This window comes from Streptomyces ficellus (assembly GCF_009739905.1).
Taxonomy (GTDB): domain Bacteria; phylum Actinomycetota; class Actinomycetes; order Streptomycetales; family Streptomycetaceae; genus Streptomyces; species Streptomyces ficellus_A.
On the sequence record NZ_CP034279.1, the window covers coordinates 6,874,952 to 6,900,220 of the forward strand.

Consider the following 25,269-nt stretch of genomic DNA (forward strand, 5'->3'; position numbering starts at 1 on the left):
CCCGCCGTACCGGTCAGCCCGAGGTGCGCAGGTCCACGATCCGCTTGATCTTCCCCACCGACCGCTCCAGCGTCTCCGGATCGACCACCTCGACCCCGACGGACACCCCGATCCCGTCCTTCACCGCCGCCGCGACCGCACGCGCCGCCTCGGCACGCTCCTCCCCGGTCGCGTCCGCCCGCGCCTCGGCACGCACGGTCAGCGTGTCCAGCCGCCCCTCCCGGGCGAGCCTGAGCTGGAAGTGCGGGGCGAGCCCCGGCGTACGCAGCACGATCTCCTCGACCTGGGTCGGGAAGAGGTTCACGCCCCGCAGGATCACCATGTCGTCACTGCGACCCGTGACCTTCTCCATCCGCCGGAACGCCGGACGGGCCGTGCCGGGCAGCAGCCGCGTCAGATCGCGGGTCCGGTAGCGGACGACCGGCATGGCCTCCTTCGTCAGCGAGGTGAACACCAGCTCGCCCGGTTCCCCGTCGGGGAGCACCTCGCCCGTGAAGGGGTCCACGACCTCCGGATAGAAGTGGTCCTCCCAGATGTGCAGCCCGTCCTTGGACTCCACGCACTCCTGCGCCACACCCGGGCCCATCACCTCCGACAGCCCGTAGATGTCGACGGCGTCGATCCCCAGCCGTTCCTCGATCTCGCGCCGCATCTCCTCCGTCCACGGCTCGGCGCCGAATATCCCCACCTCGAGGGAGGTGGACCGCGGGTCGACGCCCTGGCGCTCGAACTCGTCGAGCAGGGTGAGCATGTACGACGGCGTCACCATGATGATCTCGGGACGGAAGTCCTGGATCAGCTGGACCTGACGCGCCGTCATGCCCCCGGAGGCCGGGACGACCGTGCAGCCGAGCCGCTCGGCACCGTAGTGCGCCCCGAGCCCGCCCGTGAACAGCCCGTACCCGTACGCCACGTGGACCGTGTGGCCGGGCCGCCCCCCGGCCGCGCGGATCGACCGCGCCACCACGTCGGCCCAGGTCTCCAGGTCGCGGTCGGTGTACCCGACGACGGTGGGACGGCCGGTCGTGCCGCTGGAGGCGTGGATCCGCCGTACCCGGGACCGGTCGACCGCGAACATCCCGAAGGGGTAGTGGTCGCGCAGGTCGGTCTTGGCGGTGAACGGGAAGCGGCCGAGATCGGCGAGCGTCCGGCAGTCCTCCGGGCGCAGCCCCGCCTTGTCGAACGCCTGCCGGTAGAAGTCCACGTTCTCGTACGCGTGGCGCAGGGTGGCCCGCAGCCGCTCCAGCTGGAGCGCCTCCAGCTCCTCGCGGCCCATCCGCTCCCCGGCGTCCAGCCAGTCCGTCATCCGCCGCACTCCGTCCTCTCGCACCGCTCTCAAACCGGACGACCGATCATTCGGTCGATCCGTTCGGGATCAGTAATCCAAGCCGGCGGCCCGATCGCAAGGGGTGTGCGGCGACTTTCTGCCCGCGCCGGACGCCGCGCCGGAGGCCCCGTGGGACGCCGGCCGTGCGCTCGGCTGCCCCGGGGCGCTACGGCGTGACGGCGATGACCAGCTCGGGGCGGTCCCACATCACCGCGGGCGGGTTCGCGTACACCGTCCCGACGCGTCGCGCGCCCACACTGCGGTAGAAACCCTCGGCGGGCGGATGGGACACGACGCGTACGTCGCTCACCCCGGCCGCCCGCGCCCGCCCCGTCATGTGCGCGACGAGGGCGCGACCGACGCCGAGCCCCTGCGCGGCATCGGCGACGAACATCAGGTCCAGCTCGGGCGGGGCCAGGACGAGCGCGTAGAACCCCAGTACCCGCTCGACCTCCTCGTCCTCGCCGACCGCGACATGGACCTCATGGGCCTCGATGTAGTCCGGCCCCACCCGGTACCCGGCCACCATGGGCGCGTAGGGGCCCTCGTAGGCGCCGGACCTCCGCACCAGCGCGGTCAGCCGCTTCGCGTCCCGGGCCGTCGCCCGCCTGATCCGCACCGGCCGCCCGTCCGGCCGGCCGGCGGCGCCGCGCCCTGTCACCCGCGAAGTCATGCGACGAGTATGACCCTCCCCGGGCGACCGGCGGAAACGCGGTTCCGGAAGCCGACGGGCCGCGGCGCGGTCAGGACCGTTCGGTCAGGACCGTTCGGTCAGGGCCGTTCCCCGGCCGCTTCCGCTTTCCTCCGCTGCCTCGACCGCCTCGACCGCCACCGCCCGGGCCCAGCGGTAGTCCGCCTTGCCGCTGGGCGAGCGCTGGATCCGGTGCGTGATCACCAGCTGACGGGGCACCTTGTACCCGGCCAGCCGGGCCCGGCAGTGATGCCGGATGTCGTCCAGGGAAGGCGGCCGCGCGCCCGCCCGCAGCTCGACCACCGCCGCCACATGGTGGCCCCACCGGGGATCCGGCACGCCCGCGACCAGCGCGTCGTACACGTCCGGATGGGCTTTGAGCGCCTGCTCGACCTCCTCCGGGTACACCTTCTCGCCGCCCGTGTTGATGCACTGCGAACCGCGCCCGAGAACGGTCACGACGCCGTCGTCGTCGACCGTCGCCATGTCGCCGAGCAGCACCCACCGCTCGCCGCCGCGCCGGAAGAACGTCTCGGCCGTCTTGACGGGGTCGTTGTAGTAGCCGAGCGGGACGTGGCCGCGCTGGGCGATCCGCCCCACCTCGCCCGGCGCCACCGGTGCGCACGTCGCCGGGTCGACCACCTGCGTACGCCCGTTGACCCGCAGCCGGAACCCCTTCTCCGGGCCCGAGTCGTCCGTCGCCGTGCCGTTGAAACCCGACTCCGACGAGCCGAAGTTGTTCAGCAGCATCACGTGCGGGACCAGGGCCAGGAACTGCTCACGCACCGTCTCCGACATGATCGCGCCCGACGACGACACACTGAACAGCGACGACAGGTCGACGCCCCGGAGCGGACCGCTCAGCGCGTCGATCAGCGGCCGCAGCATGGCGTCGCCGACCAGCGACACACTGGTCACCCGCTCCTTCTCCATCGTCCGCAGCACCTCGTGCGGAACGAACCTGCTGTGCAGGACCACCCGCTGCCCGAAGTTGAAGCCGATGAACGCGGTCAGCGTCGACGTGCCGTGCATCAGCGGGGGAGTGGGGAAGAAGGCGATGCCCTCGCCACCCGCCGCGACCCGCTCGGCCAGTTCCTCGGGGCACTTCACCGGCTCCCCGGTCGGCGCACCACCGCCCAGCCCGGAGAAGAACAGGTCCTCCTGGCGCCACATCACCCCCTTGGGCATGCCCGTGGTGCCACCGGTGTAGATGATGAACAGGTCGTCTCCCGAACGCGGTCCGAAGCCCCGCTCCGGCGAACCGGCCGCCACCGCCTCCGTGAAGGCGGTGCACCGGGTGTCCGGGGCGCCCCGGGGCGGTGTCCCCACCCGTACCAGGTGACGCAGCTTCTCCGTCCTGGGCAGCGCGGCCGCGACCCGGTCCGTGAACTCGGCGTCGAACACCAGCGCCGCCAGGTCCGCGTCCCGGTAGAGGTAGACCAGCTCCTCCTCCATGTACCGGTAGTTGACGTTCACCGGCACGATCCTCGCCTTCAGGCAGGCCAGCACCGTCTGGACGTACTCGACGCCGTTGTACAGGTGCAGCCCCAGGTGCTCACCCGGCCGCAGCCCGGCGCCGAGCAGGTGGTGCGCGAGCCGGTTGGCGGCGGCGTCCAGCTCCGCGTACGTCAGCCGGCGCTCCGCACCCGTCCCGGGATGGTCGATGTGGACGAGCGCCTCACGGTCCGGGACCACGTCCACGACCGACTCGAACAGGTCGGCAAGGTTGTACTCCACCGCTCCTCCTCCACCCCGGCCGGACTGGCTCGCGGTCATTAGAGCGTCGCCGCGCACAAGTGGGAAGGGACCGCACCGAAGAATCTGACTACCTGTCAGGAAACTATTGAACTGGCACCCCCGCTCCTGCAACCTGTTCTAGGTCGCGATACGGGAGGACAGCCATGAGCGGTACGGAACACCTCACCGTGCGGCGCGAAGGCGCCACACTCGTACTCACCCTGAACAGACCCGGGGCGAAGAACGCACTGTCCCTGCCGATGCTCGTCGGACTGTACGACGGCTGGATCGAGGCCGACGAGGACGACTCCGTCCGCTCCGTCGTGCTCACCGGCGCCGGCGGCACCTTCTGCGCCGGCATGGACCTCAAAGCCCTCGCCGGTGACGGCATGGCAGGACAGCACCACCGGGAACGACTCAAGGCCGACCCCGACCTGCACTGGAAGGCCATGCTGCGCCACCACCGCCCCCGCAAACCGGTCATCGCCGCCGTGGAGGGCCACTGCGTGGCCGGCGGCACCGAAATCCTCCAGGGCACCGACATCCGGGTGGCGGCGGAATCGGCGACCTTCGGCCTCTTCGAAGTCCGGCGCGGCCTCTTCCCGATCGGCGGCTCCACCGTGCGCCTCCCACGCCAGATCCCCCGCACCCACGCCCTGGAAATGCTGCTCACCGGCCGCCCCTACCCGGCCGCGGAAGCCGCCCGCATCGGCCTCGTCGGACACGTCGTCCCCGACGGCACCGCCCTGGACAAGGCCCTCGCCATCGCCGAACAGATCAACGCCTGCGGCCCACTCGCCGTCGAGGCGGTCAAAGCGTCCGTGTACGAGACCGCCGAACTCACCGAAACGGACGGACTCGCCGCCGAACTCAAACGCGGCTGGCCCGTCTTCGACACCGCCGACGCCAAAGAAGGCGCCCGCGCCTTCGCCGAGAAACGCGCCCCCGTCTACCGCCGCACCTGACCCTCCCGGGGCCCCGCCCCCCCGCCCCCCACGGCCCGCGCCCACCCACCGACGGGGCGCCCACCACGCCTCCCGGCCGCCGCCCGGCCGGAACCCGTCCCGGAGCCGTCGCCCGGCCGGAACCCGTCCCGGGCCGCCCGGGCCGTCCGGCCATCCGCGCCGTCGCCACGATCGGAGCCCGACCATGACCTCCCCGCCCGCGCCACAGACCCTTCGCGCCCCACTCGTCGTGGAGTTCCCCTTCACCCGCTCGCTCGGTCCCGTCCAGTCGGCCTTCCTTACCGGCCTGCGGGAACGCACCGTCCTCGGTGTCCGCACCACCGCCGGCACGGTCCTGGTGCCGCCTGTCGAGTACGACCCGGTCACCGCCGAGGGGATACGCGACCTGGTCGAGGTCGCCCCGACCGGCACCGTCACCACCTGGGCCTGGAACCCGGCCCCGCGGCGCGGTCAGCCGCTGGACCGTCCCTTCGCCTGGGTCCTGGTCCGGCTGGACGGCGCCGACACCTCCCTCCTGCACGCGCTCGACGCGCCCGGTGGCCCCGGGGCCGTGCGCACCGGGATGCGCGTCCGCATCCGCTGGGCGCCCGACCGGGCCGGCGCCATCACCGACATCGCCTGCTTCGAACCGTACGACGGCGAGGAGTCCCGCCAACCGCGCCCCCACACCGGGCGGTTCACCGATCCCGTCACCGGCATCGTCGCACCCGCCCGCCTCGACTACACCTACACTCCCGGCCGCGCCCAGAGCGCCCACCTCGACGCCCTCGCGGACCGGCGGATCGTCGGTGAACGCTGCCCCTCCTGCCACAAGGTGTACGTACCGCCCCGCGGCGCCTGCCCGACCTGCGGCGTCGCCACCACCGAACGGGTCGAGGTCGGCCCCCGCGGCACCGTCACCACCTTCTGCATCGTCAACATCAAGGCCAAGAACCTCGACATCGAGGTGCCCTACGTCTACGCCCACATCGCCCTCGACGGCGCCGACCTGGCCCTGCACGGACGCATCGGCGGCATCCCCTACGACCAGGTGCGGATGGGCCTGCGTGTCGAACCGGTGTGGACGGGGGAGGGCCGCCATCCCGATCACTACCGGCCCACTGGTGAACCGGACGCCGACTACGACACCTACAAGGAGCTGCTGTGACGCCGCCCGCCGGGGACATCGCGATCGTCGCCTTCGCCCAGAGCGACCACCGGCGGCGCACGGACGACGTCTCCGAGGTCGAGATGCTCATGCCGGTCCTGCACGAGGTGCTGGAGCGGACGGGCCTGAAGGCCGGCGACGTCGGCTTCACCTGCTCCGGCTCCTCGGACTACCTCGCGGGCCGCGCCTTCTCCTTCACCATGGCACTGGACGGCGTCGGGGCCTGGCCGCCCATCTCCGAGTCCCACGTCGAAATGGACGGCGCCTGGGCGTTGTACGAGGCCTGGGTGAAGCTGCTGACCGGCGAGGCGGACACCGCCCTCGTCTACGCCTACGGCAAGTCCTCCGCCGGCGAGGTCCGGGACGTGCTCACCCGCCAGCTCGACCCGTATTACCTCGCCCCCCTCTGGCCCGATTCCGTCTCGCTCGCCGCGCTCCAGGCACAGGCGCTGATCGACGCGGGGGAGACCGATGGGCCCGCGCTCGCCGCCATCGCCGCCCGCAGCCGGTCCTCGGCCGCGGAGAACAACCCGCACGCCCAGCTCACCGGAGTCCGCCCGCACGGCGACCACCTGGTCCACCCGCTGCGCACCGGTGACTGCCCGCCCGTCGGCGACGGCGCGGCGGCCGTCGTCCTCGCCGCCGGGCGCCGGGCACGGGAGCTGTGCGACCGGCCCGCCTGGATCCGCGGCATCGACCATCGCATCGAAGCGCACGGCCTCGGCGTGCGCGACCTCACCGACTCGCCCTCCACCCGCCTCGCCGCACAGCGTGCCGGTGCCTTCGAACGCCCCGCCGACACCGCCGAACTGCACGCCCCGTTCACCTCCCAGGAGGTCGTCCTGCGCAAGGCGTTGCGGCTCGACGACACGGTCCGCGTGAACCCCTCCGGGGGCGCCCTCGCCGCCAACCCCGTCATGGCGGCCGGCCTCATCCGGCTCGGCGAAGCCGCGGCCGCCATCCACCGGGGCACCTCCGACCGGGCGCTCGCCCACGCCACCTCCGGCCCCTGCCTCCAGCAGAACCTGGTCGCCGTCCTGGAAGGAGAGCCCCGTGCCGCATAAGGAGCCCGTGGCCGTCGTCGGTATCGGCCAGACCAAGCACGTCGCCGCACGCTGGGACGTCTCCCTCGCCGGACTGGTCCGGGAGGCCGCCCACCGGGCCCTGCACGACGCCGAGCTGACCTGGGCGGACATCGACGCCGTCGTCATCGGCAAGGCCCCCGACTTCTTCGAGGGCGTGATGATGCCCGAGCTGTATCTGGCCGACGCCCTCGGCGCGGTCGGCAAGCCGATGCTCCGCGTCCACACCGCGGGCTCGGTCGGCGGTTCCACCGCGCTCGTCGCGGCGAACCTCGTCGCCGCCCGGGTCCACTCCACCGTGCTCACCCTCGCTTTCGAGAAACAGTCCGAGTCCAACGCCATGTGGGGCCTGTCGCTGCCCGTCCCCTTCCAGCAGCCGCTGCTCGCCGGAGCGGGCGGCTTCTTCGCACCGCACGTGCGGGCCTACATGCGGCGCACCGGAGCCCCCGACACGATCGGCTCCCTCGTCGCGTACAAGGACCGGCGCAACGCGCTCAAGAACCCGTACGCACATCTCCACGAGCACGACATCACCCTGGAGAAGGTCCAGGCGTCCCCGATGCTCTGGGACCCCGTCCGCTACTCCGAGACCTGCCCGTCCTCCGACGGCGCCTGCGCTCTCGTCCTCACCGACCGGGCCGGTGCGGCCCGCTCGCCGAGACCGGCCGCCTGGGTGCACGGAGGTGCCATGCGCAGTGAGCCGACGATGTTCGCGGGCAAGGACTTCGTCTCGCCACGGGCGGGCCGGGACTGCGCGGCCGACGTCTACCGGCAGGCCGGGATCACCGACCCGCGCCGGGAGATCGACGCGGTGGAGATGTACGTGCCGTTCTCCTGGTACGAGCCGATGTGGCTGGAGAACCTGGGCTTCGCCGCGGAGGGGGAGGGGTGGAAGCTCACCGAGTCGGGAGTCACCGAACTCGACGGCGACCTGCCCGTGAACCCCTCCGGCGGCGTCCTGTCCACGAACCCCATCGGCGCCTCCGGCATGATCCGTTTCGCCGAGGCGGCACTCCAGGTCCGCGGGCAGGCCGGCGCCCACCAAGTGCCCGGAGCCCGCCGTGCTTTGGGCCACGCCTATGGGGGCGGGTCCCAGTTCTTCGCCATGTGGCTCGTGGGCACCGCACCACCGGCCACCTGACCGGCCACCTGACCGGCGCCCGGACCGCGCGCCGCGCCCTGTCCGTGATCGGCCCTGATGGCTAGTCTGAGCGCGGACGACGAACCGGGAGGAGCAGGCACGTGGCGGAGACCATCACCACCCAGCAGCAGCTCGCAGGCTGGGCGAAGCCGGACCTCGATCTGAGCAACGCGGACTGGCAGTCCGGCAGTCAGGGTGCGGGCGACGTCCAGATCGCCTTCGTCGAGGGCTTCATCGCGATGCGCAACGGCGGCCGTCCGGAAAGCCCGTCGTTGATCTTCACCCCCGCCGAGTGGCGCGCTTTCGTGGTCAACGCCAGGGAGGGGGAGTTCGACCTCACCTGACGGTGACGTCCCGGTCCGCGCGCTTCCGGGCCCGTGCGTCCAGCACCGCGCACACGCCGCCCGGCAGTATCAGCAGGGCCGTGGCCCACAGCGGCAGGGTGAACAGTGGTTCGTCGCCGGCCAGCCGGTCGGCCACCAACGCGACCGGCAGGCCGACGGCGGCACCGACCAGCCAGCTCCTGCCCAGCCCCAGACTGCCCCGGCGCAGCTCCACCGTCACCGTGACGGCGGCGATCGCGGCGATCAGCGCGAGGCGGCCGGCGGTGACGGGCAGCTGAGTGGTCCGCCAGAGCAGGTGCGAGAACAGCATCAGCGTCCCCACCACACCCGGCAGTATGGCCGCCAGCCGCATCACCCTCCGGTGCAAAGGCTGTCGCGCCCGGGCCCAGGAGGCGGCGAACGCCTTGACGTCGTCGCCGACGACGTCCGCCGGCTTCCTTCCCGCCGCCGCGGCGTCCTCCAGGTGCGCGGCCAGCTCGGCGAGCATCTCCCGCACGGACGCGGCGTCGATGCCGCGGTACTCCCAGTTGGCCCGGCAGACCGCCAGTACCCGCTCATCGGTCATCATCTGATTCCCCCGTCTGGTCTTTCCGCTGGTCGTTCAGGACCCGGCCGACCTGGGTGGTGAAACCCGCCCACACGGCACGGCCCCGGGTCAGCTCGTCCCGGCCGGCCGTGGTCAGCCGGTAGTACTTGCGCGGTGCCCCGCCGCTGGACGACGGGGCCCGGTACGACTCGACGACCCCGGCCCGCTCCATCCGCGCGAGCAGGGGATAGATACTGCCCTCGCTGACGAGCTCCAGCCCGCTGTGGTCGAGCGCCTCCACGAACTCGTAGCCGTACCTGGGCCGTTCGGCGATCAACGACAGCAGGCACAGGTCGAGCACTCCGCGCAGAAGCTGGCTGCGCCGCTGGTCACCGGTCGCCGGCAGCTCCTTTGTCATGCGACACATGATAGTCACGGATTGTCATGCGGCGCAAGGCTGTGGTGGCGCAGAGTAATGCCGTCGGGTCGGCCGCCACCGCGCCCGACCGCGCCGGCCCGGCCTAGGGTGGGGGCATGAGTGGAGAGCGTGATCTGTCCCGGCTGCTCGCCGGGATGCGGCCCGAGCTCAACGCCGGGCACTTCGTCTTCGTGACCGTCGACGGGCCCGCCGTCCCACCCGGGCTGCACCCCGCCGTCACCGTCGCCGAATCGGAGGGCCTCACCCTCGTCGTGCCGCAGGAGGAGGCGGACGCCGCCTCGCTCCCGTACGACTACGTGGCCGGCTGGATCACCCTGCGCGTCCACTCGGCGCTCGGCGCCGTCGGGCTCACGGCGGCCGTCTCGCGGGAACTCGCCGACGCCGGACTGAGCTGCAACGTCGTGGCCGGCTTCCACCACGACCACCTCTTCGTCGAGCACGACCGTGCGGGCGACGCCCTCACCGCCCTGCGCCGCCTGGCGGAACGCTCCGCCTGACCGGCATCCCGCCCGCGACCCGCGCCGGCCGCCGTGCCGGACATCGCCCGAAGCGGTGAATCACGGACGGCCCCGGGCCCGACGGCGGGTCGCGCCGGCGGCCGGTGACGCGGTCGCCGCGACCGTCGGCGCGGGGGCTCCGGCCGCGCGGGCCCGGGGGCCGGTACGGGGCCCCGGACACGTACCATGGCGGCATGTCCTTCCTCCGCCGCCGCAGCGCCGCCACACCCGCGGGCCCGGACTTCGACGTCCTGGCCATGGACCCGGGGGACTGGCCCGGCAATCTCGGCGCCGGTCTCCTCCCCGCGCCCGACGGCTCCTGCCAGGGCGTGTTCCTGCGGTACGACCTGTTCGGCGGCCGTGGGCCCGCCATGATCATCGGCAACCTCCCCGAGGGCTCCCCGGCCCGGGAGCTCGCGGAGGGCCAGATCCCCTTCGAGGTCGCCCAGCTGCTCGCGGCGCTGGAGAACGACGAGCCGGTCGAGGTCGTCGAGACCGAGGACGTACCGGTGATGCAGGGCGACAACCTGCTCATCGTCCGCCGCCTCAAGCTCTCCGAGAGCCGGATCTCCTGCGTGCAGTTCGACCGCAGCGACAACGTGCTGGTCACCATCGCCAGCTGGGACCGCCCCATCACCGACGACCTGTACGCGCTGCTCAAGCCCCTGCCCGCGGAGCTGTTCCAGCAGGGCTGACAGGGGCGGGCGCCGGGCCCGGCCGGAGGACTAGAGTCGGGACCATGGCAGCACACGAAGGGAACCCGACCGCACGCGTCGACAGTTGGATCTGGGCCGTGCGCCTCACGAAGACCCGCTCCCAGGCGGCCTCCGCCTGCCGCGCGGGGCACGTACGCGTCAACGGCGACCGCGCCAAGCCCGCCCAGCCGGTGAAGGCGGGCGACGAGGTCCGGCTGTTCCACGCGGGCCGTGAGCGCATCGTCGAGGTGAAGCAGGTGCTCACCAAGCGCGTCGGCGCCCCCGTGGCCGCCGAGGCGTACGTCGACAACAGCCCGCCCCCGCCGCCCCGCGAACACGTCGCCCTGGCGGGCGTCCGCGACCGTGGCGCCGGGCGCCCCACCAAGCGGGAGCGCCGCGAACTGGACCAGCTCCGCGGCACGCGCCCGTCCTGACCCGAGGCGCCCGGCGGCGGCTACGGCGTGAACGTCTCCGCCAGCCGGGCGGCCGAGGTCCCCAGCCCCGTCGGCCCCCCGCCCGGGAGCGGCCCCCCGCCCGGGAGCGGCACTCCACCCACCGGCGCCGCCTCACGTTCCGGCAGCCTGGCCGTACCGGCGCCCGAGTGGACGTCCTCGGCCCCGTAGCGGCGTACGTTGCGGTGCCAGTGGAGGATGCCGGCGAGCCAGTCCTCCATCTCCCGCACGTACGCGTCGAGCGCGGCCCGGCCTTCCTCACCGAGACCGAACCGCTCGCACAGCACCGGGAGTTCGTGCTCCTTCACGAGCTCGAACTGGCGCAGCCGGCCACGCATGAGGTCGTCGACGATCCTCACACCCGTCGGGTAGTCGCAGTCGAAGAACTTCTGCACCACCAGCACCGCGTTGTGCACCTCGCCCTCGACCTCGATCTCCTTCTGGTACGAGAAGAGGTCGTTGACCATGGTGCCGTAGTCCATCACCGCGTTCTCCATGCTGCGCACCGTCCCACTGCGCAGCAGCTCCCGCGGCAGGTCGTGGGTGTGGCGCAGCCGCGCGAGGCTCATCGTGAGGTCCGAGCCGAAGGTCAGCCGCCGCATCTCCACGTAGTCCACGGGGTCGGGCACGCGGTGCTGCGCCTGGTTGTGCAGCTCCCACAGCCAGCTCTCCAGCATCACGTCCACCGCCCCGCGCAGGGTGGCCCGCGCCTCCGGGGGCATCGGCCCGGCGGTGCGTGCCCACAGGTCGGCGAGGGCCCGCTCCATCGGGCTGACCGCCCCGGCGGCCCCGGCCTCCGGGTCGTCCACGGGCATGCACGCCGTGAGCCGCTCGTTGCACAGCTTCGCCCCGGCGAGGTCGCGGGGGCGCCCGAAGACGATCGGGTAGTAGTCGTCGCCGTACGTGCCCCAGGTGAGCCACTCGGCACTGAGCTCCAGCTCCTCCGCGGTGGCGTCCGGGTCGAGTCCGGCGCCGCACAGGGCGAGGTCGAAACCCTCCATCAGCCGCTTGTCCCAGATGTCGTCGAGCAGCCCCATCCGGCCCGCCCACTCCAGGGACCGGGCCCGTGCCTCGTCCAGGTGGGGGCTTAGCGCGAGGCGGTAGGGGAGGTCGAAGTCCGGCAGCAGGGAGGGGCCGACGTGCTGGTGCGGCTCATGGCTCAGGCCGCGCGTTCGCGCGGCGGCGGGGCGGCCGAAGAGGGTCGTGACGTCGAGCGCGGACGTGCCGAGCAGCCCGCTGAAGAGGGACGGTCCGGTCCTGGCGTTCTCGTTCATGTACCGGCTCGACCGCAGGTGCCACTCGTGGCCGCCGGACTGCCAGTCCTGGAGGCCCTTGGTGTACGCGGCGACCGCAGCGGTCTCCCCGGGGTCGAGGCCCTGGTCCAGGCACAGCTGGGGCACCTCGGTCAGCGCGGTGTTCTCGAACTGCTGCAACCGCGAGGTGAGCAGGTCGTTGACGGACTCGGCGGCCTCCTGCGTCGTACAGCCCAGGAACCTCTCCAGCACCAGGACGCCGTTACTGTTCTCGCCCTCGTCCTCGACCTCCCGCTGGTACGAGAAGAGGTCGTTGCGCAGGTGTACGGCGTCGGAGAACGCGTCCCGCAGGACCCGCAGCGGCCGGGAGTCCGCCACCCTCTCCGGCACCTCGGCGCCCGCCGCGTACTCCACCAGCCCCGCCGACCAGGGCGCGCCGCCCACCTTGCGGCGCATCTCGATGTACTCGAGGGGGTTGGCGACGCGCCCCTCGTTGATGTTCGCCAGCTCCCACAGGGACTCGTTCAGCAGGTGCTCGGTCGCCCGGGCGAACCGGGACCGCCACGCGGACGACATGCTCGGCACGGTCCGCTTCCACAGGTCGGCGAGGCCCGCCTCCACCGGGTTCACCGGCTCGGGCGTCTCCAGCGACTGGTCCATCGGCATGAACGCCGGCAACCGGTCCAGGTACGCCTTGCCACCGGCGAGGTCCTGGGTGCGTTTGAAGACCTCCAGGAAGTGGTCGTCGAAGAAGAACACCCACACGTACCAGTCGGTGACCAGGGACAGCGCGTCGGCGTCGCAGTCGGGGTGGGTGTACGCGCACAGCAGGGCGTAGTCGTGGGAGTCGAGGTCGTTCTCGTCCCAGACGCCCGACCCTTCCAGCATCCCCATCCGGCGGGCCCACTGCCTGGTGTGGGAACGCGCCGCCTCGACATGGGGATTGAGACGTGCCGGATACGGCATGTAGAAGTCCGGCAGGACGAAGGGCTGTGCCATGCGAGGGGGGCCTTCCGGTGGAGACGGGCATACCGCGCCACCCCCTACCCCTGCCCGACGAGCCCCACGCGGCGGGCCAGGTAAGTCATATGAACGCCACGAAGGTGTCCTTCGCGTCAGCTCCCCGCGCCCGATTCCTTCTTCTCCTCGGGGAACACCGCGCCCCGGCGGGTGAACTCCGCCCGGAACCTCTCCCGGGGGAGGCCCCGGAACGTGAACGACCCGTCCCCCGCCCGGTCGCGCAGGAGTATCTGGTCGCACCCGCCGCAGTACTTGGTGTCCTTCTCGAACCGCTGCCGCGCCCGCTCGGCCCGCCGGTCCCCGGCCCGCACGGCGCCCCGCCTGCGAAGAGCGGCGAAGGCCAGCACCACACCGAGGAGCAGCGCGCTCCACACGACACCGCCGTCGAAGGCGATGAGGACGAACAGCACGGCCAGGCCCGCCAGCACCGTGGTGCTGTGATGGCGGCGCGGGTCCAGCTCCGCCGCGCCCAGCGGTCGGGGCAGTCCCACGAGGGGACCTCCCGGCTTCATGCCCTTCATGCGAAAGCAGACGTCCATCTCCCCGTCCGGGCAGTCCGCCACCGTTCCCCCTCGCGTCGAATGGGTGACACAGCTGCGTACACGTCCTGCCCGGGCCGGGAAGCTCATATGCCCGGCGGTGTGGCCTCATCCGGCCCCCGAGCCCCCACCGGCCCGCCCGCCACCCCCGTCACCACCGTCGCGGGCGGCGGCCGCCCTCAGGCCCGGGTGACGGTCACGTCGGACGCCTTCACGAAGGCCACCCGGTGGCCGAACTGGATCTGGTAGTACGCCTCCTCGCCGCGCACCACCCGGTGCCCGGAGGTGTCGAAGGCCGGCGCGAAGTAGTACTCGCCCGGCACCCGGTCGCCCACCACGTACCGCTGGCCCGCCCCGAGCCGGTACGGCAGCGGCGACAGCGCCTGGACCGGCACGTCCGCCGGGTACGCGGACGCCTCCGGGTACGCCCGCCCGTACACGGGGACGTCCGCCCGCCCCGGCTTCGGCGTCAGGACCCAGCCCCGCGCGCCCACCGCCGTCGGCCGTGCCACGGGATTGTGGAACCAGGCCGTCTGCCCCAGGTACCAGATCGCGGTCCACGCCCCCCGCCGCCCGGCCACGGCGTAGCTCTGGCCCGTCGAGGCCCGTGCGCCCGTGTCGTTGACGTCCACGGTCGAGTCCTCGCCGCCCGGCCGCAGCCCGGCGTCCTTCACCAGGGGAGCGTTCTCGCTGGGCTCCGTGTGGAGCCGGACCGCGCCGCTGCCGTGCGGCGCGCACGCCTCACCGGGCTTCGCACAGCCCGTGTAGAGCGGCCGGTGCGCGGTGTACCGGGGGCGGATCGTCACCACGTCGGCCCACGGACCGGCGGTCGGCGTGAGAGGCCGCCCGAGCAGTTCGAAGTAGTGCGCCCAGTCCCAGTACGGGCCCGGGTCCGTGTGCATGCCGCGCACCGCCGCCCCGGTGGGCCCCGGCACGTTGTCGTGGCCCAGGATGTGCTGCCGGTCCAGCGGCACGTCGTACCGCTTCGCCAGGTACCGCACCAGCCGCGCCGACGTGCGGTACATCGCCTCCGTGTACCAGGCGTCCGGCGACACCAGGAACCCCTCGTGCTCCAGGCCCACCGACTTGGCGTTCACGTACCAGTTGCCCGCGTGCCAGCCGACGTCCTTGAGCGGGACGTGCTGGGCGATGTGCCCGTCGGACGAGCGCAGCGAGTAGTGCCAGGACACGTACGCCGGGTCCTGCACCAGCTTCAGCGTCACGTCCCAGGTGGCCTCGGTGTCGTGGACGACGATGTAGTCCACGGACGCGGAGGCGGGCCGGTCCGCCTTGTCGTGGTTCCCGTAGTCGCCCTCGCCGAGCTCCTCGTACGGCGCCGGGATCCACTCGCACGCCACCGTCCTCGGACACTCGGTCCCGCCCGTCGCGGCCGTCCGCAGGCCGAGCCCGGCGGCCTGTGCCGTCTCCGGGGTCACGTCCGGATCGGGCGCCAGCGTCACCGACTGCCCGTCGTCCGTCGTCCTGTGCTCACCCGAACGGATGATGTGGTACACGTCGTCCGCGTACGTCGTGGCGGTCGCCGTGTCGTCGGCGCCCGAATAGCGCGCCACCGCCCCGTACCAGTCGCCCGGGTCGCCGCTCGCCGGGTGGCCCAGCTCCCGCTGCGCCTCCGCCAGGATGGCCGCGCCGCCACGGATGTTCGCGGCCCGGTCGGTGCGCAGCCGTTCGGGGGAGAGCCCGGACAGCTCGGCCGCCCGCTCCAGCGTCCGCAGCCGGGGCGGCAGCGCCGACGGCTCGGGCAGCCCGGCGTCCGCCACCCGCTTCACGGTCCGGGAGGTGTCACCCCGCGCGTCCTCCGCGCCGTGCGAGTGGTGCGGCGCCGAGGCGAGCGCGGTCCGCGCGTCGGTGAGGTGCATGGGCCCGTAGCCGCCGGTGACGCTCGGCGCGCCACCGTGGCCGTCCCAGCGGGACTGTAGATACGACACGGCGAGGAGCACGCTCTGCGGAACCCCGTACGCGGCGGCGGCCGCCGCGAAGTCACGCTGCAGCGCCCCGGCGGAGGGCATTCGCTCCGCGGTCGCCGGCGGGGCGGCCGACACCAGGGGCCACAGCAGCGCCACGGACGCCACCGCGGCGCCCGCCACGCGCGCGTGCCGCGCCTGCCGTACGTGTCGTCGAGCCGGAGCGGACAAGGCGGCCTCCTGGGACGGGTGATGTGCGCCGGACCCGTACAGGCGTAGCGGCTGCCGCACCACCCGTCAATGCGCCCTGCGCGGCCAGAAGTTCACCCGAAACCCGGACGGGTCGTGACCGGATCAGTCGACCCGCACCGCGAGCAGACACGCGTCGTCGTCGTGGACGCCACGCTCGTACACGTCGGTGATCCGGTCGACCATCCCTTGCGGCGACAGTCCGTCGCCCGCCGCGAGCAGCCCGGTCAGCGCGTGGATGCCCTCGGCGATGTCCTGGCCGCGCCGCTCGACCACCCCGTCGGTGTACAGCAGCAGTACGTCACCCTGTTCCAGCTGGAACTCCGCCGTGTCGTACTGGTGCCCCGGCAGGACGCCCAGCAGCGGCCCGCGGTGCTCCGTCGGCAGCGCGTACGCGCGCCCCTCCCGCAGCAGCAGGGGGGCGGGGTGCCCGGCGCACGTCCACCGCAGGACGCGTTCCGCGTCGACGTGCCCGACCGCCACCGTGGCGGTGGCCGACGAGGGGTCGCTGCACACCAGTTCGTTCAGCCAGGTGGTGACGTCACCCGCACACGCGCCCGTCTGCGCGAGGCCCGCCATCGCGTGGCGCTGCTGGGCCATCCGGGCGACCGCCGCCAGGCCGTGCCCGCTCGCGTCGCCGATCGCGATCAGCGCCCGGCCGTCCGGCAGCGGCCGGCACTTGTACCAGTCGCCGCCCACCGCGGCGTCCGGTTCCGCCGGCAGATAGGCCGCCGCGACGGTCAGCCCCAGCTCCGCCAGCCCCTCCGAGTACGTCGGCAGCAACGCCTCGCGCAGCGCCGACGCCACGTGCCGCTCCGCGGTGGCCTGCTGCCGCAGCTGCTCCGTCTCCACCTGCTTCTCCGCCAGCCGGCGGCGGCTGCGCATCTGCGGAGTGAGATCACGCGCCACGATCTGCAGCGCCCAGGGCCGGCCGTCCGTGCCCGCCACCGGCCGGCCCAGCAAATCGACCGTGCGGACCTCGCCCAGCACCACGAACCGGATGCGCGTCCACGCGGGCTCCTCACCGGCCAGCACCGACGCGATGAACTCGCCGAACGCCCCCACGTCGTCGTCCACCAGGGCGTCGCACAGCTCCAGCAGGGACCAGGGCAGCGCCGGGTCCGTACGGAAGATCCGCTGCAGGCCCTCGGACCACGACACCGAACCCGACAGCAGGTCCCAGCGCCCCCATCCCATGGACGCCAGGTGCTGGGCGTCGATGGTGAGGAGCTCCGCCTGGCTGCGCACCGGGCGCCAGGTCGTGAGCACCTGATCGCCGCACGACGCGGCGTAGTGGACCAGCTGGACCCGCCTGAGCCTGCCGTACCGCTCCTCGGTGTAGTCCACGACCAGACCGTTCAGGGCGTGCCCGGTGGCCAGTACGTCTTTGAGCGCGGCCAGCAGCCCGCCGGCCGCCGCTCCCGGGCGGGCCTCGGCGAAGAAGAGCTGTCCCGCCTGCTGGTCGGGTGACACCAGCCATTCGGCGGAACGGATGTGGTTGCCCGCGCGGATGACGAAGTCCGTGATCTCCCCGGAGTCGTCCCGCACCGGGCTGAGCAGGGCCGCCGACACCGGCACCGCGGGCAGCGCCGCACACAGGCACCTCGACGCGTCGTGGCCCTCGGCCGCGTCCACGCACGAGTGCGGAGCGCCGAACCCCTGGCCGCACGGGCACTGGGCCGTCCGGGCGCTCCCGCCCCTCTCGGGCGAGGGTGCTCCGGCCCCGCCGGCGGACCGGCCGGGTGACGGTTCGGCCACCCCGGCCGTCTCCGTCCGGTGGCGCACCTCCGCCCGCAGCGTCGCGATCTCGCGTTCGATGTACGCCTTCAGCGACGCCACGTCGGAGGTGAGCGACCGGGTCATGAGGACGCCGCGCTCCCGGCGCCGCCGGCCGTCCCGTCGGACGGCGCGTGTCTTCTGCCGGGAACGTTCATGTCGGCGCCCTTCCTCGTCCGTACTTCTCGTGTCCGTGTCCGTATCGGCGTGTCGTTCCGTCGCGCGGGGTCAGGCGTGGACGCCGTGCCCACGGTGGCCTCGCCCGGTGATGAGCCGGTAGAGGGCGAGGACGATCACCGAACCGACGATCGCCGCTATCCAGGTCGACAGGTCGAAGAAACCGTCGATCGAGTCCACACCGAAGATGACCTTGCCCAGCCAGCCGCCCAGCAGGCCGCCGACGATGCCGAGCAGCATGGTCACCAGGATGCCGCCCGGGTCACGTCCCGGCATCAGCGCCTTGGCGATCGCACCGGCGAGCAGCCCGATGAAGATCCACGCGATGATTCCCATTTTCGACCTCCGGTAGCCTTCCGCACGTTCCGCCACGCGGCGGGACATCACAGCGCTTTGCCCCGGCCTCCGCCGGTAAACGCCCGCCGCCCCCACCGGCCTCACGCGGGGCCGGGCGACCCGTCCTGGGCGGGTCGTAGGTCCCGGGTAAAAAGGGTCGAAAGTCCCGTATCGGACAGGTCGGACGGCGAGCTTCCCCGGTCCCTCCACCGGCAATACCGACGGCAGCCCCGCGCCACCCCGCGCCCGGCACCGGCCACCGGTACAGCCGAGGAGACGAGACACCGCCCATGGACATGACGTGGATGGACCGCACCAAGAACCGGCTCGCGCAGGCGACCGGCCTCTTCCACCCCTGGCGCGCCCTGCCGCCGACGACACCGGAATCGCTGCACGTCCGCAGCCCCACCGCCGGGACCTGCTGGACCTGTGTCGAACGGCACCGGATCGACTGGCAGTACACCGGCGAACTCTGGCACCCCTGCGACGTGCTCCTCGAACGGCGCACCGACCAGGGCTGGACCACCGCGGCGCTCCTCGCCGCCCACGTCGACCCCCGCGCGCTCGGCACCTCCGTCGTCGTGCCCGAGCTGCCCACGGGGCCCTACCGCGTCCGGATCACCTCGCCGGAGCTGCCCGCCGCGGCGTGCAGCCCGCCGCTGGTGATCCGCCACCACTGACCCCGCCCCCGCCCCTCCACCGAAGGACCGCGTGACGTCGATGCAGAACGAACTCGCCCGCCTCACCACCGAGGTGACCCAGCTGCGCCGGGCGCTCGACAGCCGGGCGGTCATCGACCAGGCCCAGGGCATGATCATGGCGCTCGCGGCGTGCCCGGCCGAAGAGGCCTGGCACGCCCTCGTGACCACCTCCCAGCACGGCAACACCAAGGTGCGGGACGTCGCCACCGCCCTGGTGGCCACCGCCCGCGGCGACGACCTGCCGCCCCCGCTGCGCGGTCCGTTCACCCGGGCCCTGGAGCACGCGCGGGCTCCGGAGCCCGCCCGGACCCTGGAGCGGGCGCGGCGCCCGGGCCGGACCGGGGACACGGACCCCGGAACCGGCCGCGGGGCGCCGGGGGTCAGCCGGGGTTCACCGACTCCTGCCTGAGCGCCATCCAGCGCTCGGCGACCCCCCGGACGGCCGGGTACCGCTCCAGCAGCTCCTCGTCCGCCAGGGACAACTCCGTCGCCTTCGTCCGGCGGGAGGCGGGGGCGGGCCCGTCGGAGAGGGGCAGGGCCCGGACGTGGTGATCGTGCGGCATCAGGCCTCCAGTGACTCGGAGCATGCGCCGGGCCTCCCGTGGGGAGCCGGGAGGTGGCGCGACCCCGCCCGTGCGACGACGCCGGGCCGAGCCGTGACGGCCACCCGCCGGGGGTGCGGGCGGCGCCGCCACAGCATGCACCCGAACCGGCCACCAGGGGTAGGGGTATGGCCGAAATCAAACGTGAAGGAATGGCCGCGGGCCGCCTCGCCCGGCCGGGACGCCTCCGGTCACCCGGCGTCGGCCGGGAGCCGGCGGACGGCCTCGCGGTAGGTGAGGCCGGACATACGCGGACGCCGTTCCCGGACCCACCCGGCCACGAACCCGGGATCGCGGACCGACAGCTCGCGCAGCACCCAGCCGATGGCCTTGCGGATGAAGAACTCCCGCTCGTCCAGCATGGCGTCGGCGTAGCGGCTCAGCCGCCGCAGGTCCGGGCTGCCGGCGCGGATGCCGGGGATCAGGGCCAGCAGCGCCGTCCGCCGGAGCCAGAAGTCCTCGTCCCGCGCCCAGCGGTCCAGGGTGTCACCGCAGGACACCGGCTCGCGGGCCACCACCGCGCCGACCGCGTGGACGGCGAGGGCGTCGACCAGCGCCCAGGTGCGCGACGCGCGCACGTACCGTTCCACGACGGCGAGGTCCTCGGGCAGGAGCAGGACGGCCGCCCGCGCGGTCAGCGTCTCGACCGCCGCCATCCGGTGCTCGTACACGTCGCCGGGCCACAGCAGCTCCGCCAGGCGCAGCGTGTCCTCGCGCGTGAACGGCCCCAGGTCCCGCCGCGCGCCCGTCACCGTCCGGCGTACGTCGGGCACCGGCACGCCCAGGTGCGTGAGGTCGCTGCGCAGGTACGCGCGGTCCCGCTCCGCCCGCTCGGCGGTGCCCAGCCGGCCGAGTCCTTCCCTGATGACGGCCGCGGCGTCGTCGGCTCGGGGCATGACCTTCCCTTCCTCGAGGGGGACCATCATCCCCCCCGGCCCGCCGTCCCGGGCCACCACCGCCCCGCCGCCGCGAGGGCCACCGCCCCGGCGGTGCACAGCGCGAGGGGTGGCCGGTGTGTCGGCACCGGCCACCCCTCGCGCTTCCCCCTCACCGGCGGTCAGCGCGTGCCGACCGCCGCGCGCACGGCCCGCCGTGCCAGTGCGCAGTCATCGTGCAGCCGCCGCAGCAGCAGCCGCTGTTCCTCCCCGAACGACACCGCGCCGGGTGCCGCCGGCACCGAACCGGCGGGCGGAGCCTCCCGTATCGTGCGCTGCACGGCCGTCTCGTACGTGCGGATCTCCCGCGTCAGCACCAGCATCAGGTTCACCAGGAACGCGTCCCGCGACGCCGGCCCCTCGCGCTGGGCGAGCTGGCTGATGTGACGCCGGGCCGCGGGGGCGTCGCCCAGGACCGCCCACAGTGTGGCCAGGTCGTACCCCGGCAGGTACCAGCCCGCGTGCTCCCAGTCGACCAGCACGGGGCCGGCGGGCGACAGCAGGATGTTGGAGAGCAGCGCGTCCCCGTGGCAGAACTGCCCCATGCCCTGCCGCCCCCCGGCGTGCGCCAGGCCGTGCAGCAGCTTCTGGAGGTCGTCCCGGTCCCGGTCGGTGAACAGACCCAGCTCGTGGTAGCGGGAGATCCGGGAACCGTAGTCGAGCGGGGCGTCGAACGTCCCGGCGGGCGGCCGCCATTCGTTGAGGCGGGTGATCGCGCCGAGCGCGGTCCGCAGGTCGCTCCGGGGCGGTGCCTCCAGCGGGTGCCGCGTGAGGGCCGCGGCCCGGCCGGGCATCCGCTCGATCACCAGGGCGCAGTTGTCGGGGTCGGCCGCGATGAGCCGCGGCGCCCGCACCGGGGGACGGTGGCGGACGAAGGCCCGGTAGGCGGCGATCTCGTGACGGAACCGCTCGACCCACGCGGGGGAGTGGTCCAGTAAACACTTGGCAACCGCGGTGGCGCGTCCGGTGGTCCCGACGAGCAGGACCGAGCGGCCGCTGCGCCGCAGCACCTGCACCGGGTTGAACTCCGGGCAGATCCGGTGCACCGACGCGATCACCTTCCGCAGCTGCGCGCCCTGGGTGCCCGACAGGTCGAGTCGTCCGCTGAGCGGCCCGGCCACCGTCCCCGGCCAGCGCCGCGCCCGGCCCGCCTGGGCGGGGTCCAGATACGGTCCGCTGCCGGCCGGGACGGTGCGCTGCGGCCGGGGCGGGGCGGACACGGAGGACGATGCTGTGTACATGGGCGAGACAGATCCCTTCGTGCGCCGACGATTTGCGTACGCTGCCCCGTCCCGGCAACCGGCCGACACCCTGGGGAATGAGGGCCGGTTGCCGGAGCGGGGTGGCGCTATCCTACCTGACACCCGGGCGCGGGTGGCACACCATCTGGCGCACCCTGGCGAACCCTGGCGAATAGTCGCCAGCCCTATGACAGCGGGTTAGTGTCAACTCAGCCGAGAACCTGGGGGCTTGACGTGACCGGAGAACCCAACACCCGACTGGCGGACCTGTTCGGCCTGGCCGGCTGGTCGAAAGGGGAACTCGCAAGACTCGTGAACCGGCAGGCGGCGGCCATGGGCCACCCCCAGCTGGCGACCGACACCTCGCGGGTCCGGCGCTGGATCGACATGGGGGAGACCCCGCGCGATCCCGTCCCCCGGGTGCTGGCAGCCCTGTTCACCGAGCGACTCGGCCGTGTCGTGACCATCGAGGACCTCGGGTTCGTACGACACGGGCGCGCCGGGAAACGGCGGGACGTCAGGAACACAGACAACCCTGACGGGCTGCCCTGGGCGCCCGAGCGTACGGCTGCGGTCCTCACCGAATTCACGGGAATGGACCTCATGCTCAACCGACGCGGCTTGGTGGGCGCGGGCGCCGCGCTCGCCGCAGGCTCCGCACTCACCAGCGCCATGCACGACTGGCTCCACACCGACCCCGCCCTGTCCGCCGACGCCCCCCGCATGGGCGATCCCCTGCACGCCGATCCGGCCGGGTTCGACCGCTACGAGGCGGCCCCCATCGGGTCGCAGGAGATCGAGGCGCTGGAACGCTCCGTGGAGGTGTTCCGGGCCTGGGACGCCGCGCGCGGCGGAGGGCTCCAGCGCAAGGCCGTCGTCGGCCAGCTCAACGAGGTGGGCGGCATGCTCGCCTACCGCCACCCCGACCACCTCCAGCGCCGGCTGTGGGGCGTCGCCGCCAACCTGGCGGTCCTCGCCGGCTGGATGTCCCACGACGTGGGCCTGGAGCCCACCGCCCAGAAGTACTTCGTCATCGCGGCCCACGCGGCGCGCGAGGGCGGCGACCGTCCTCGCGCCGGGGAGGCCCTGTCCCGCGCCGCCCGCCAGATGGTCCACCTGGGGCGCCCCGACGAGGCGCTGGACCTGATGAAGCTCGCCCGGTCCGGCTCGGGCGAGGAGATCCTGCCCCGTACGCAGGCCATGCTGCACACCATCGAGGCGTGGGCGCAGGCGTCGATGGGTCGCGGCCAGGCGATGCGCCGCACCCTGGGCGAGGCCGAGGAGCTGTTCGTCTCGGACAAGGCCGACGTGCCCCTGCCGAGCTGGATGCAGACCTTCAGGAGCGAGGACCTGTACGGCATGCAGGCGCTCGCCTACCGGACGCTGGCCGAGCACGAGCCCGCCGCGGCCCGGCAGGCGCAGTACTTCGCGCAGAAGGCCCTGGCGCTGCGCAACGACGGGCGGCAGCGCTCGAAGATCTTCGACTACCTGTCGATGGCGTCGGCCTGCTTCATCGCCGACGACCCCGAACAGGCCGACCGTTACGCCCGCCTGGCGCTGATGTCGATGGGTGAGACCTCGTCCCAGCGCACCTGGGACCGGCTGCGCGAGATGTACCGGCTCACCGGGCAGTACGCGGGCTACTCGAAGATCGAGGACCTCCGCGAGGAGATCCAGCTGGCGATGCCGAAGGGCGCGACGAAGAGGCCGAGACGCGGTCAGGCCTGACGGGCGCCGGCACTCCCGCCACCCACGTCACCACGAGTCCACGGGAACCACGCAAGGGCCGGACGCACCGGCCCACGACCACCGCCCCGTCACAGGGTCACTGGGTCACGAGACCACTGGGCCGGAACTCACGACCGGGCGTCGACCCGGGCGACCATCACGCACGCGTCGTCCTCGCGGGGCGAGCGGCCGAACTCCTCCACCACCGCCCGTACACACTCCTGCGCGTCGCGCGCTCCGGCGAACAGCGGCGCCAGCTCGAGCAGCCTGTCCAGCCCCGTGCCACGGGTCAGCCCGTCGGTGTGGAGCACCAGCACGTCCCCCGGCAGCAGCCGGACTTCGACCTGCTCGTACGTCGCCCCGGACGTCGCCCCGAGGAGGGCGCCCTCCGGGCGGGCCAGCGCGCGCCCCGTCCCGCCGCGGAACAGCAGCGGGGCGGGGTGGCCGGCCTGCGCCCAGGCGAGCGTCCGCGTCCGGGGGTCGTAGCGGCAGCTCACGGCGGAGCCCAGGGCGGGCTGCGAGGACGAGTCGAGCACCTGGTTGAGGTGGCCCATCAGGGCGCCGGGGCGGATGCCGGCGACCGCCATGCCGCGCAGCGCGCCCAGCAGCATCGCCATCGTGGACGTCGCGGAGACGCCGTGGCCGGTCAGGTCGCCGACGGTCAGCAGGGCGTCGCCGTCGGGCAGTTCGAGCGCGTCGTACCAGTCGCCGCCGATCGTCGCGCTGGACACGGACGGCAGGTACTGGCCCGCCAGGTCGAGGCCGGCCGGTCCGCCGTGCGGGAAGCCGGAGGTGCCGCGCCACGGGGGCAGCACGGCCTCCTGCAGTTCCACGGCGATCCGGTGCTCGGTCCGTTCGACGTGCTGGCGGCGCTGGAGCGAGTCCCGGGTCTCCCGAACGGCCCGCTCGCTGCGGCGCAGCTCGCTCACGTCCCGCAGGACCGCCCACATCGACGCGGTGCACCCGTCGACGTCGAGGACCGGCTCGCCCATCATGTGCAGGGTGCGCACCCGGCCGTCCGTCCGGACGATCCGGAACTCACCGTCGATGGGCTTGCCGTCGATGAGGCAGCCGGTCACCATCGCGGTCAGCAGTGCCTGGTCCTCGGCGAACACCATGGAGGGCAGCTCGTCGAGGGTCAGGGGACCGGTCTCGGGCGGGCGGCCGAAGATGTCGTAGAGCTCGTCGGACCAACTCACCTCGTCGGTCAGGAGGTTCCACTCCGCGCTGCCGACCCGGCTGAGCAGGGAGCCGGTGGGCGGCGGGCCGGCCGGCGCCCCGTCGGGGTCCGAACCGCCGTCCACCTCCGCCGGTTCCGCGGGGCCGTCGGGCACGCCCTCCTTCAGCTGGCCCAACTGGGCGCCCAGGTCGTCCAGTTGGTGGACGGCGAGGTCGCACAGCGCGCGCTGCCAGCGTCCTTGCGGGTCGTCCTCGTCCACCACGGCGTCCCGGCGCACGGCATCGACGTCTCCGCGCAACCGGCGGGTCTGCGAGATGAGGGCGTCCAGCGTGCCGCGCTCGGGCGGCTGGGGGGCGGGACGGTCCGCGAACAGATGGGACGGCATGTCGTACTCCGATACGGGCGCGGCGGCCAGGGTCTGAAACTGAGGACCGGTTACGACTGTTGCACAGGCGGAGAGGGCCTGTAAGAGGTTTGGCAACACTCGATACGGTGGTGCTTCTGGCATATGTCAAAGGCCTGACGGGAGCCGGTCACGTGCGCCGGGCGTGCGCCGGGGCGCGCCAG

General features: G+C 73.1%; 25 protein-coding genes. 11 read left to right on the top strand and 14 right to left on the bottom strand.

The window, feature by feature from the left end; genetic code table 11:
• Positions 1-13: 13 nt before the first annotated feature.
• The 3 genes from paaK to EIZ62_RS30900 form a co-directional block, all read right to left on the bottom strand.
• Positions 14-1,306, bottom strand: coding sequence for a phenylacetate--CoA ligase PaaK (paaK, locus tag EIZ62_RS30890; RefSeq protein WP_156695952.1), 1,293 nt, complete (start codon positions 1,304-1,306; stop codon positions 14-16).
• 187 nt (positions 1,307-1,493) lie between these two features.
• Complete coding sequence (locus EIZ62_RS30895; protein ID WP_156695953.1) at positions 1,494-2,000, bottom strand: GNAT family N-acetyltransferase; 507 nt, start codon at positions 1,998-2,000, stop codon at positions 1,494-1,496.
• Positions 2,001-2,084: 84 nt separating this feature from the next.
• Positions 2,085-3,755, bottom strand: a complete 1,671-nt coding sequence (locus tag EIZ62_RS30900; protein ID WP_156695954.1) for an acyl-CoA synthetase — start codon at positions 3,753-3,755, stop codon at positions 2,085-2,087.
• 164 nt (positions 3,756-3,919) lie between these two features.
• Between EIZ62_RS30900 and EIZ62_RS30905 the strand changes: the two genes are divergently transcribed.
• From EIZ62_RS30905 to EIZ62_RS30925, 5 genes are all read left to right on the top strand, one after another.
• Positions 3,920-4,720, top strand: a complete 801-nt coding sequence (locus tag EIZ62_RS30905; RefSeq protein WP_156695955.1) for a crotonase/enoyl-CoA hydratase family protein — start codon at positions 3,920-3,922, stop codon at positions 4,718-4,720.
• Between the two features lie 184 nt (positions 4,721-4,904).
• Positions 4,905-5,867 carry a Zn-ribbon domain-containing OB-fold protein gene (locus EIZ62_RS30910; RefSeq protein WP_156695956.1) on the top strand — a complete coding sequence of 321 codons (963 nt, stop codon included), beginning with the start codon at positions 4,905-4,907 and terminating at the stop codon, positions 5,865-5,867.
• Complete coding sequence (locus EIZ62_RS30915; protein WP_156695957.1) at positions 5,864-6,931, top strand: thiolase domain-containing protein; 1,068 nt, start codon at positions 5,864-5,866, stop codon at positions 6,929-6,931. Before EIZ62_RS30910 ends, EIZ62_RS30915 begins: the two co-directional genes overlap by 4 nt.
• On the top strand, positions 6,921-8,090 hold the full coding sequence (locus tag EIZ62_RS30920) for a thiolase domain-containing protein (RefSeq protein WP_156695958.1): 1,170 nt from the start codon (positions 6,921-6,923) through the stop codon (positions 8,088-8,090). The genes EIZ62_RS30915 and EIZ62_RS30920 overlap by 11 nt, the downstream gene beginning before the upstream one ends.
• A gap of 101 nt (positions 8,091-8,191) precedes the next feature.
• Entirely contained in the window at positions 8,192-8,434 is a 243-nt protein-coding gene (locus tag EIZ62_RS30925; RefSeq protein WP_156695959.1) for a DUF397 domain-containing protein, read from the top strand.
• Here the strand turns inward: EIZ62_RS30925 and EIZ62_RS30930 are convergent.
• Both EIZ62_RS30930 and EIZ62_RS30935 read right to left on the bottom strand, forming a co-directional pair.
• Positions 8,427-9,002 (bottom strand): hypothetical protein, encoded by a 576-nt coding sequence (locus EIZ62_RS30930; protein WP_156695960.1) that lies wholly within the window; start codon positions 9,000-9,002, stop codon positions 8,427-8,429. The two genes, EIZ62_RS30925 and EIZ62_RS30930, sit on opposite strands and share 8 nt — an antisense overlap.
• Positions 8,989-9,378, bottom strand: a complete 390-nt coding sequence (locus EIZ62_RS30935; protein WP_244376058.1) for a PadR family transcriptional regulator — start codon at positions 9,376-9,378, stop codon at positions 8,989-8,991. Before EIZ62_RS30935 ends, EIZ62_RS30930 begins: the two co-directional genes overlap by 14 nt.
• Positions 9,379-9,494: 116 nt before the next feature.
• Here EIZ62_RS30935 and EIZ62_RS30940 point away from each other — a divergent pair, with 116 nt between their 5' ends.
• From EIZ62_RS30940 to EIZ62_RS30950, 3 genes are all read left to right on the top strand, one after another.
• Entirely contained in the window at positions 9,495-9,896 is a 402-nt protein-coding gene (locus EIZ62_RS30940; protein ID WP_156695962.1) for an ACT domain-containing protein, read from the top strand.
• Positions 9,897-10,090: 194 nt separating this feature from the next.
• Positions 10,091-10,591 carry a hypothetical protein gene (locus EIZ62_RS30945; RefSeq protein ID WP_156695963.1) on the top strand — a complete coding sequence of 167 codons (501 nt, stop codon included), beginning with the start codon at positions 10,091-10,093 and terminating at the stop codon, positions 10,589-10,591.
• Between the two features lie 44 nt (positions 10,592-10,635).
• Positions 10,636-11,025, top strand: a complete 390-nt coding sequence (locus tag EIZ62_RS30950; protein ID WP_156695964.1) for an RNA-binding S4 domain-containing protein — start codon at positions 10,636-10,638, stop codon at positions 11,023-11,025.
• Positions 11,026-11,045: 20 nt separating this feature from the next.
• Here the strand turns inward: EIZ62_RS30950 and EIZ62_RS30955 are convergent, their stop codons facing one another.
• From EIZ62_RS30955 to EIZ62_RS30975, 5 genes are all read right to left on the bottom strand, one after another.
• Positions 11,046-13,295: a terpene synthase family protein gene (locus EIZ62_RS30955; protein ID WP_156695965.1), complete on the bottom strand. Its 2,250-nt coding sequence runs from the start codon at positions 13,293-13,295 to the stop codon at positions 11,046-11,048.
• Between the two features lie 116 nt (positions 13,296-13,411).
• Positions 13,412-13,807 (bottom strand): hypothetical protein, encoded by a 396-nt coding sequence (locus EIZ62_RS30960; protein ID WP_156695966.1) that lies wholly within the window; start codon positions 13,805-13,807, stop codon positions 13,412-13,414.
• 227 nt (positions 13,808-14,034) lie between these two features.
• Positions 14,035-15,882 carry an N-acetylmuramoyl-L-alanine amidase gene (locus EIZ62_RS30965; protein WP_156696691.1) on the bottom strand — a complete coding sequence of 616 codons (1,848 nt, stop codon included), beginning with the start codon at positions 15,880-15,882 and terminating at the stop codon, positions 14,035-14,037.
• A 249-nt stretch (positions 15,883-16,131) separates the two neighbouring features.
• Positions 16,132-17,889, bottom strand: coding sequence for a PP2C family protein-serine/threonine phosphatase (locus EIZ62_RS30970; protein ID WP_156695967.1), 1,758 nt, complete (start codon positions 17,887-17,889; stop codon positions 16,132-16,134).
• Positions 17,890-18,030: 141 nt separating this feature from the next.
• Positions 18,031-18,315 (bottom strand): GlsB/YeaQ/YmgE family stress response membrane protein, encoded by a 285-nt coding sequence (locus tag EIZ62_RS30975; RefSeq protein WP_156695968.1) that lies wholly within the window; start codon positions 18,313-18,315, stop codon positions 18,031-18,033.
• A gap of 290 nt (positions 18,316-18,605) precedes the next feature.
• On the opposite strand from EIZ62_RS30975, the gene EIZ62_RS30980 reads away from it, so the two are divergent.
• Positions 18,606-18,995, top strand: coding sequence for a hypothetical protein (locus EIZ62_RS30980; protein WP_156695969.1), 390 nt, complete (start codon positions 18,606-18,608; stop codon positions 18,993-18,995).
• Between the two features lie 40 nt (positions 18,996-19,035).
• Positions 19,036-19,425: an ANTAR domain-containing protein gene (locus EIZ62_RS30985; protein WP_156696692.1), complete on the top strand. Its 390-nt coding sequence runs from the start codon at positions 19,036-19,038 to the stop codon at positions 19,423-19,425.
• On the opposite strand, the gene EIZ62_RS30990 is transcribed toward EIZ62_RS30985, so the two are convergent.
• From EIZ62_RS30990 to EIZ62_RS31000, 3 genes are all read right to left on the bottom strand, one after another.
• On the bottom strand, positions 19,397-19,579 hold the full coding sequence (locus EIZ62_RS30990) for a hypothetical protein (RefSeq protein WP_156695970.1): 183 nt from the start codon (positions 19,577-19,579) through the stop codon (positions 19,397-19,399). The two genes, EIZ62_RS30985 and EIZ62_RS30990, sit on opposite strands and share 29 nt — an antisense overlap.
• A gap of 230 nt (positions 19,580-19,809) precedes the next feature.
• Positions 19,810-20,514 carry a DNA alkylation repair protein gene (locus EIZ62_RS30995; protein WP_167536449.1) on the bottom strand — a complete coding sequence of 235 codons (705 nt, stop codon included), beginning with the start codon at positions 20,512-20,514 and terminating at the stop codon, positions 19,810-19,812.
• Positions 20,515-20,675: 161 nt separating this feature from the next.
• Complete coding sequence (locus EIZ62_RS31000) at positions 20,676-21,794, bottom strand: aminoglycoside phosphotransferase family protein (RefSeq protein ID WP_156695972.1); 1,119 nt, start codon at positions 21,792-21,794, stop codon at positions 20,676-20,678.
• 234 nt (positions 21,795-22,028) lie between these two features.
• Between EIZ62_RS31000 and EIZ62_RS31005 the strand changes: the two genes are divergently transcribed.
• Entirely contained in the window at positions 22,029-23,522 is a 1,494-nt protein-coding gene (locus tag EIZ62_RS31005; protein WP_156695973.1) for a DNA-binding protein NsdB, read from the top strand.
• 128 nt (positions 23,523-23,650) lie between these two features.
• Here the strand turns inward: EIZ62_RS31005 and EIZ62_RS31010 are convergent, their stop codons facing one another.
• On the bottom strand, positions 23,651-25,087 hold the full coding sequence (locus EIZ62_RS31010) for a PP2C family protein-serine/threonine phosphatase (RefSeq protein ID WP_156695974.1): 1,437 nt from the start codon (positions 25,085-25,087) through the stop codon (positions 23,651-23,653).
• Between the last annotated feature and the right edge of the window lie 182 nt (positions 25,088-25,269).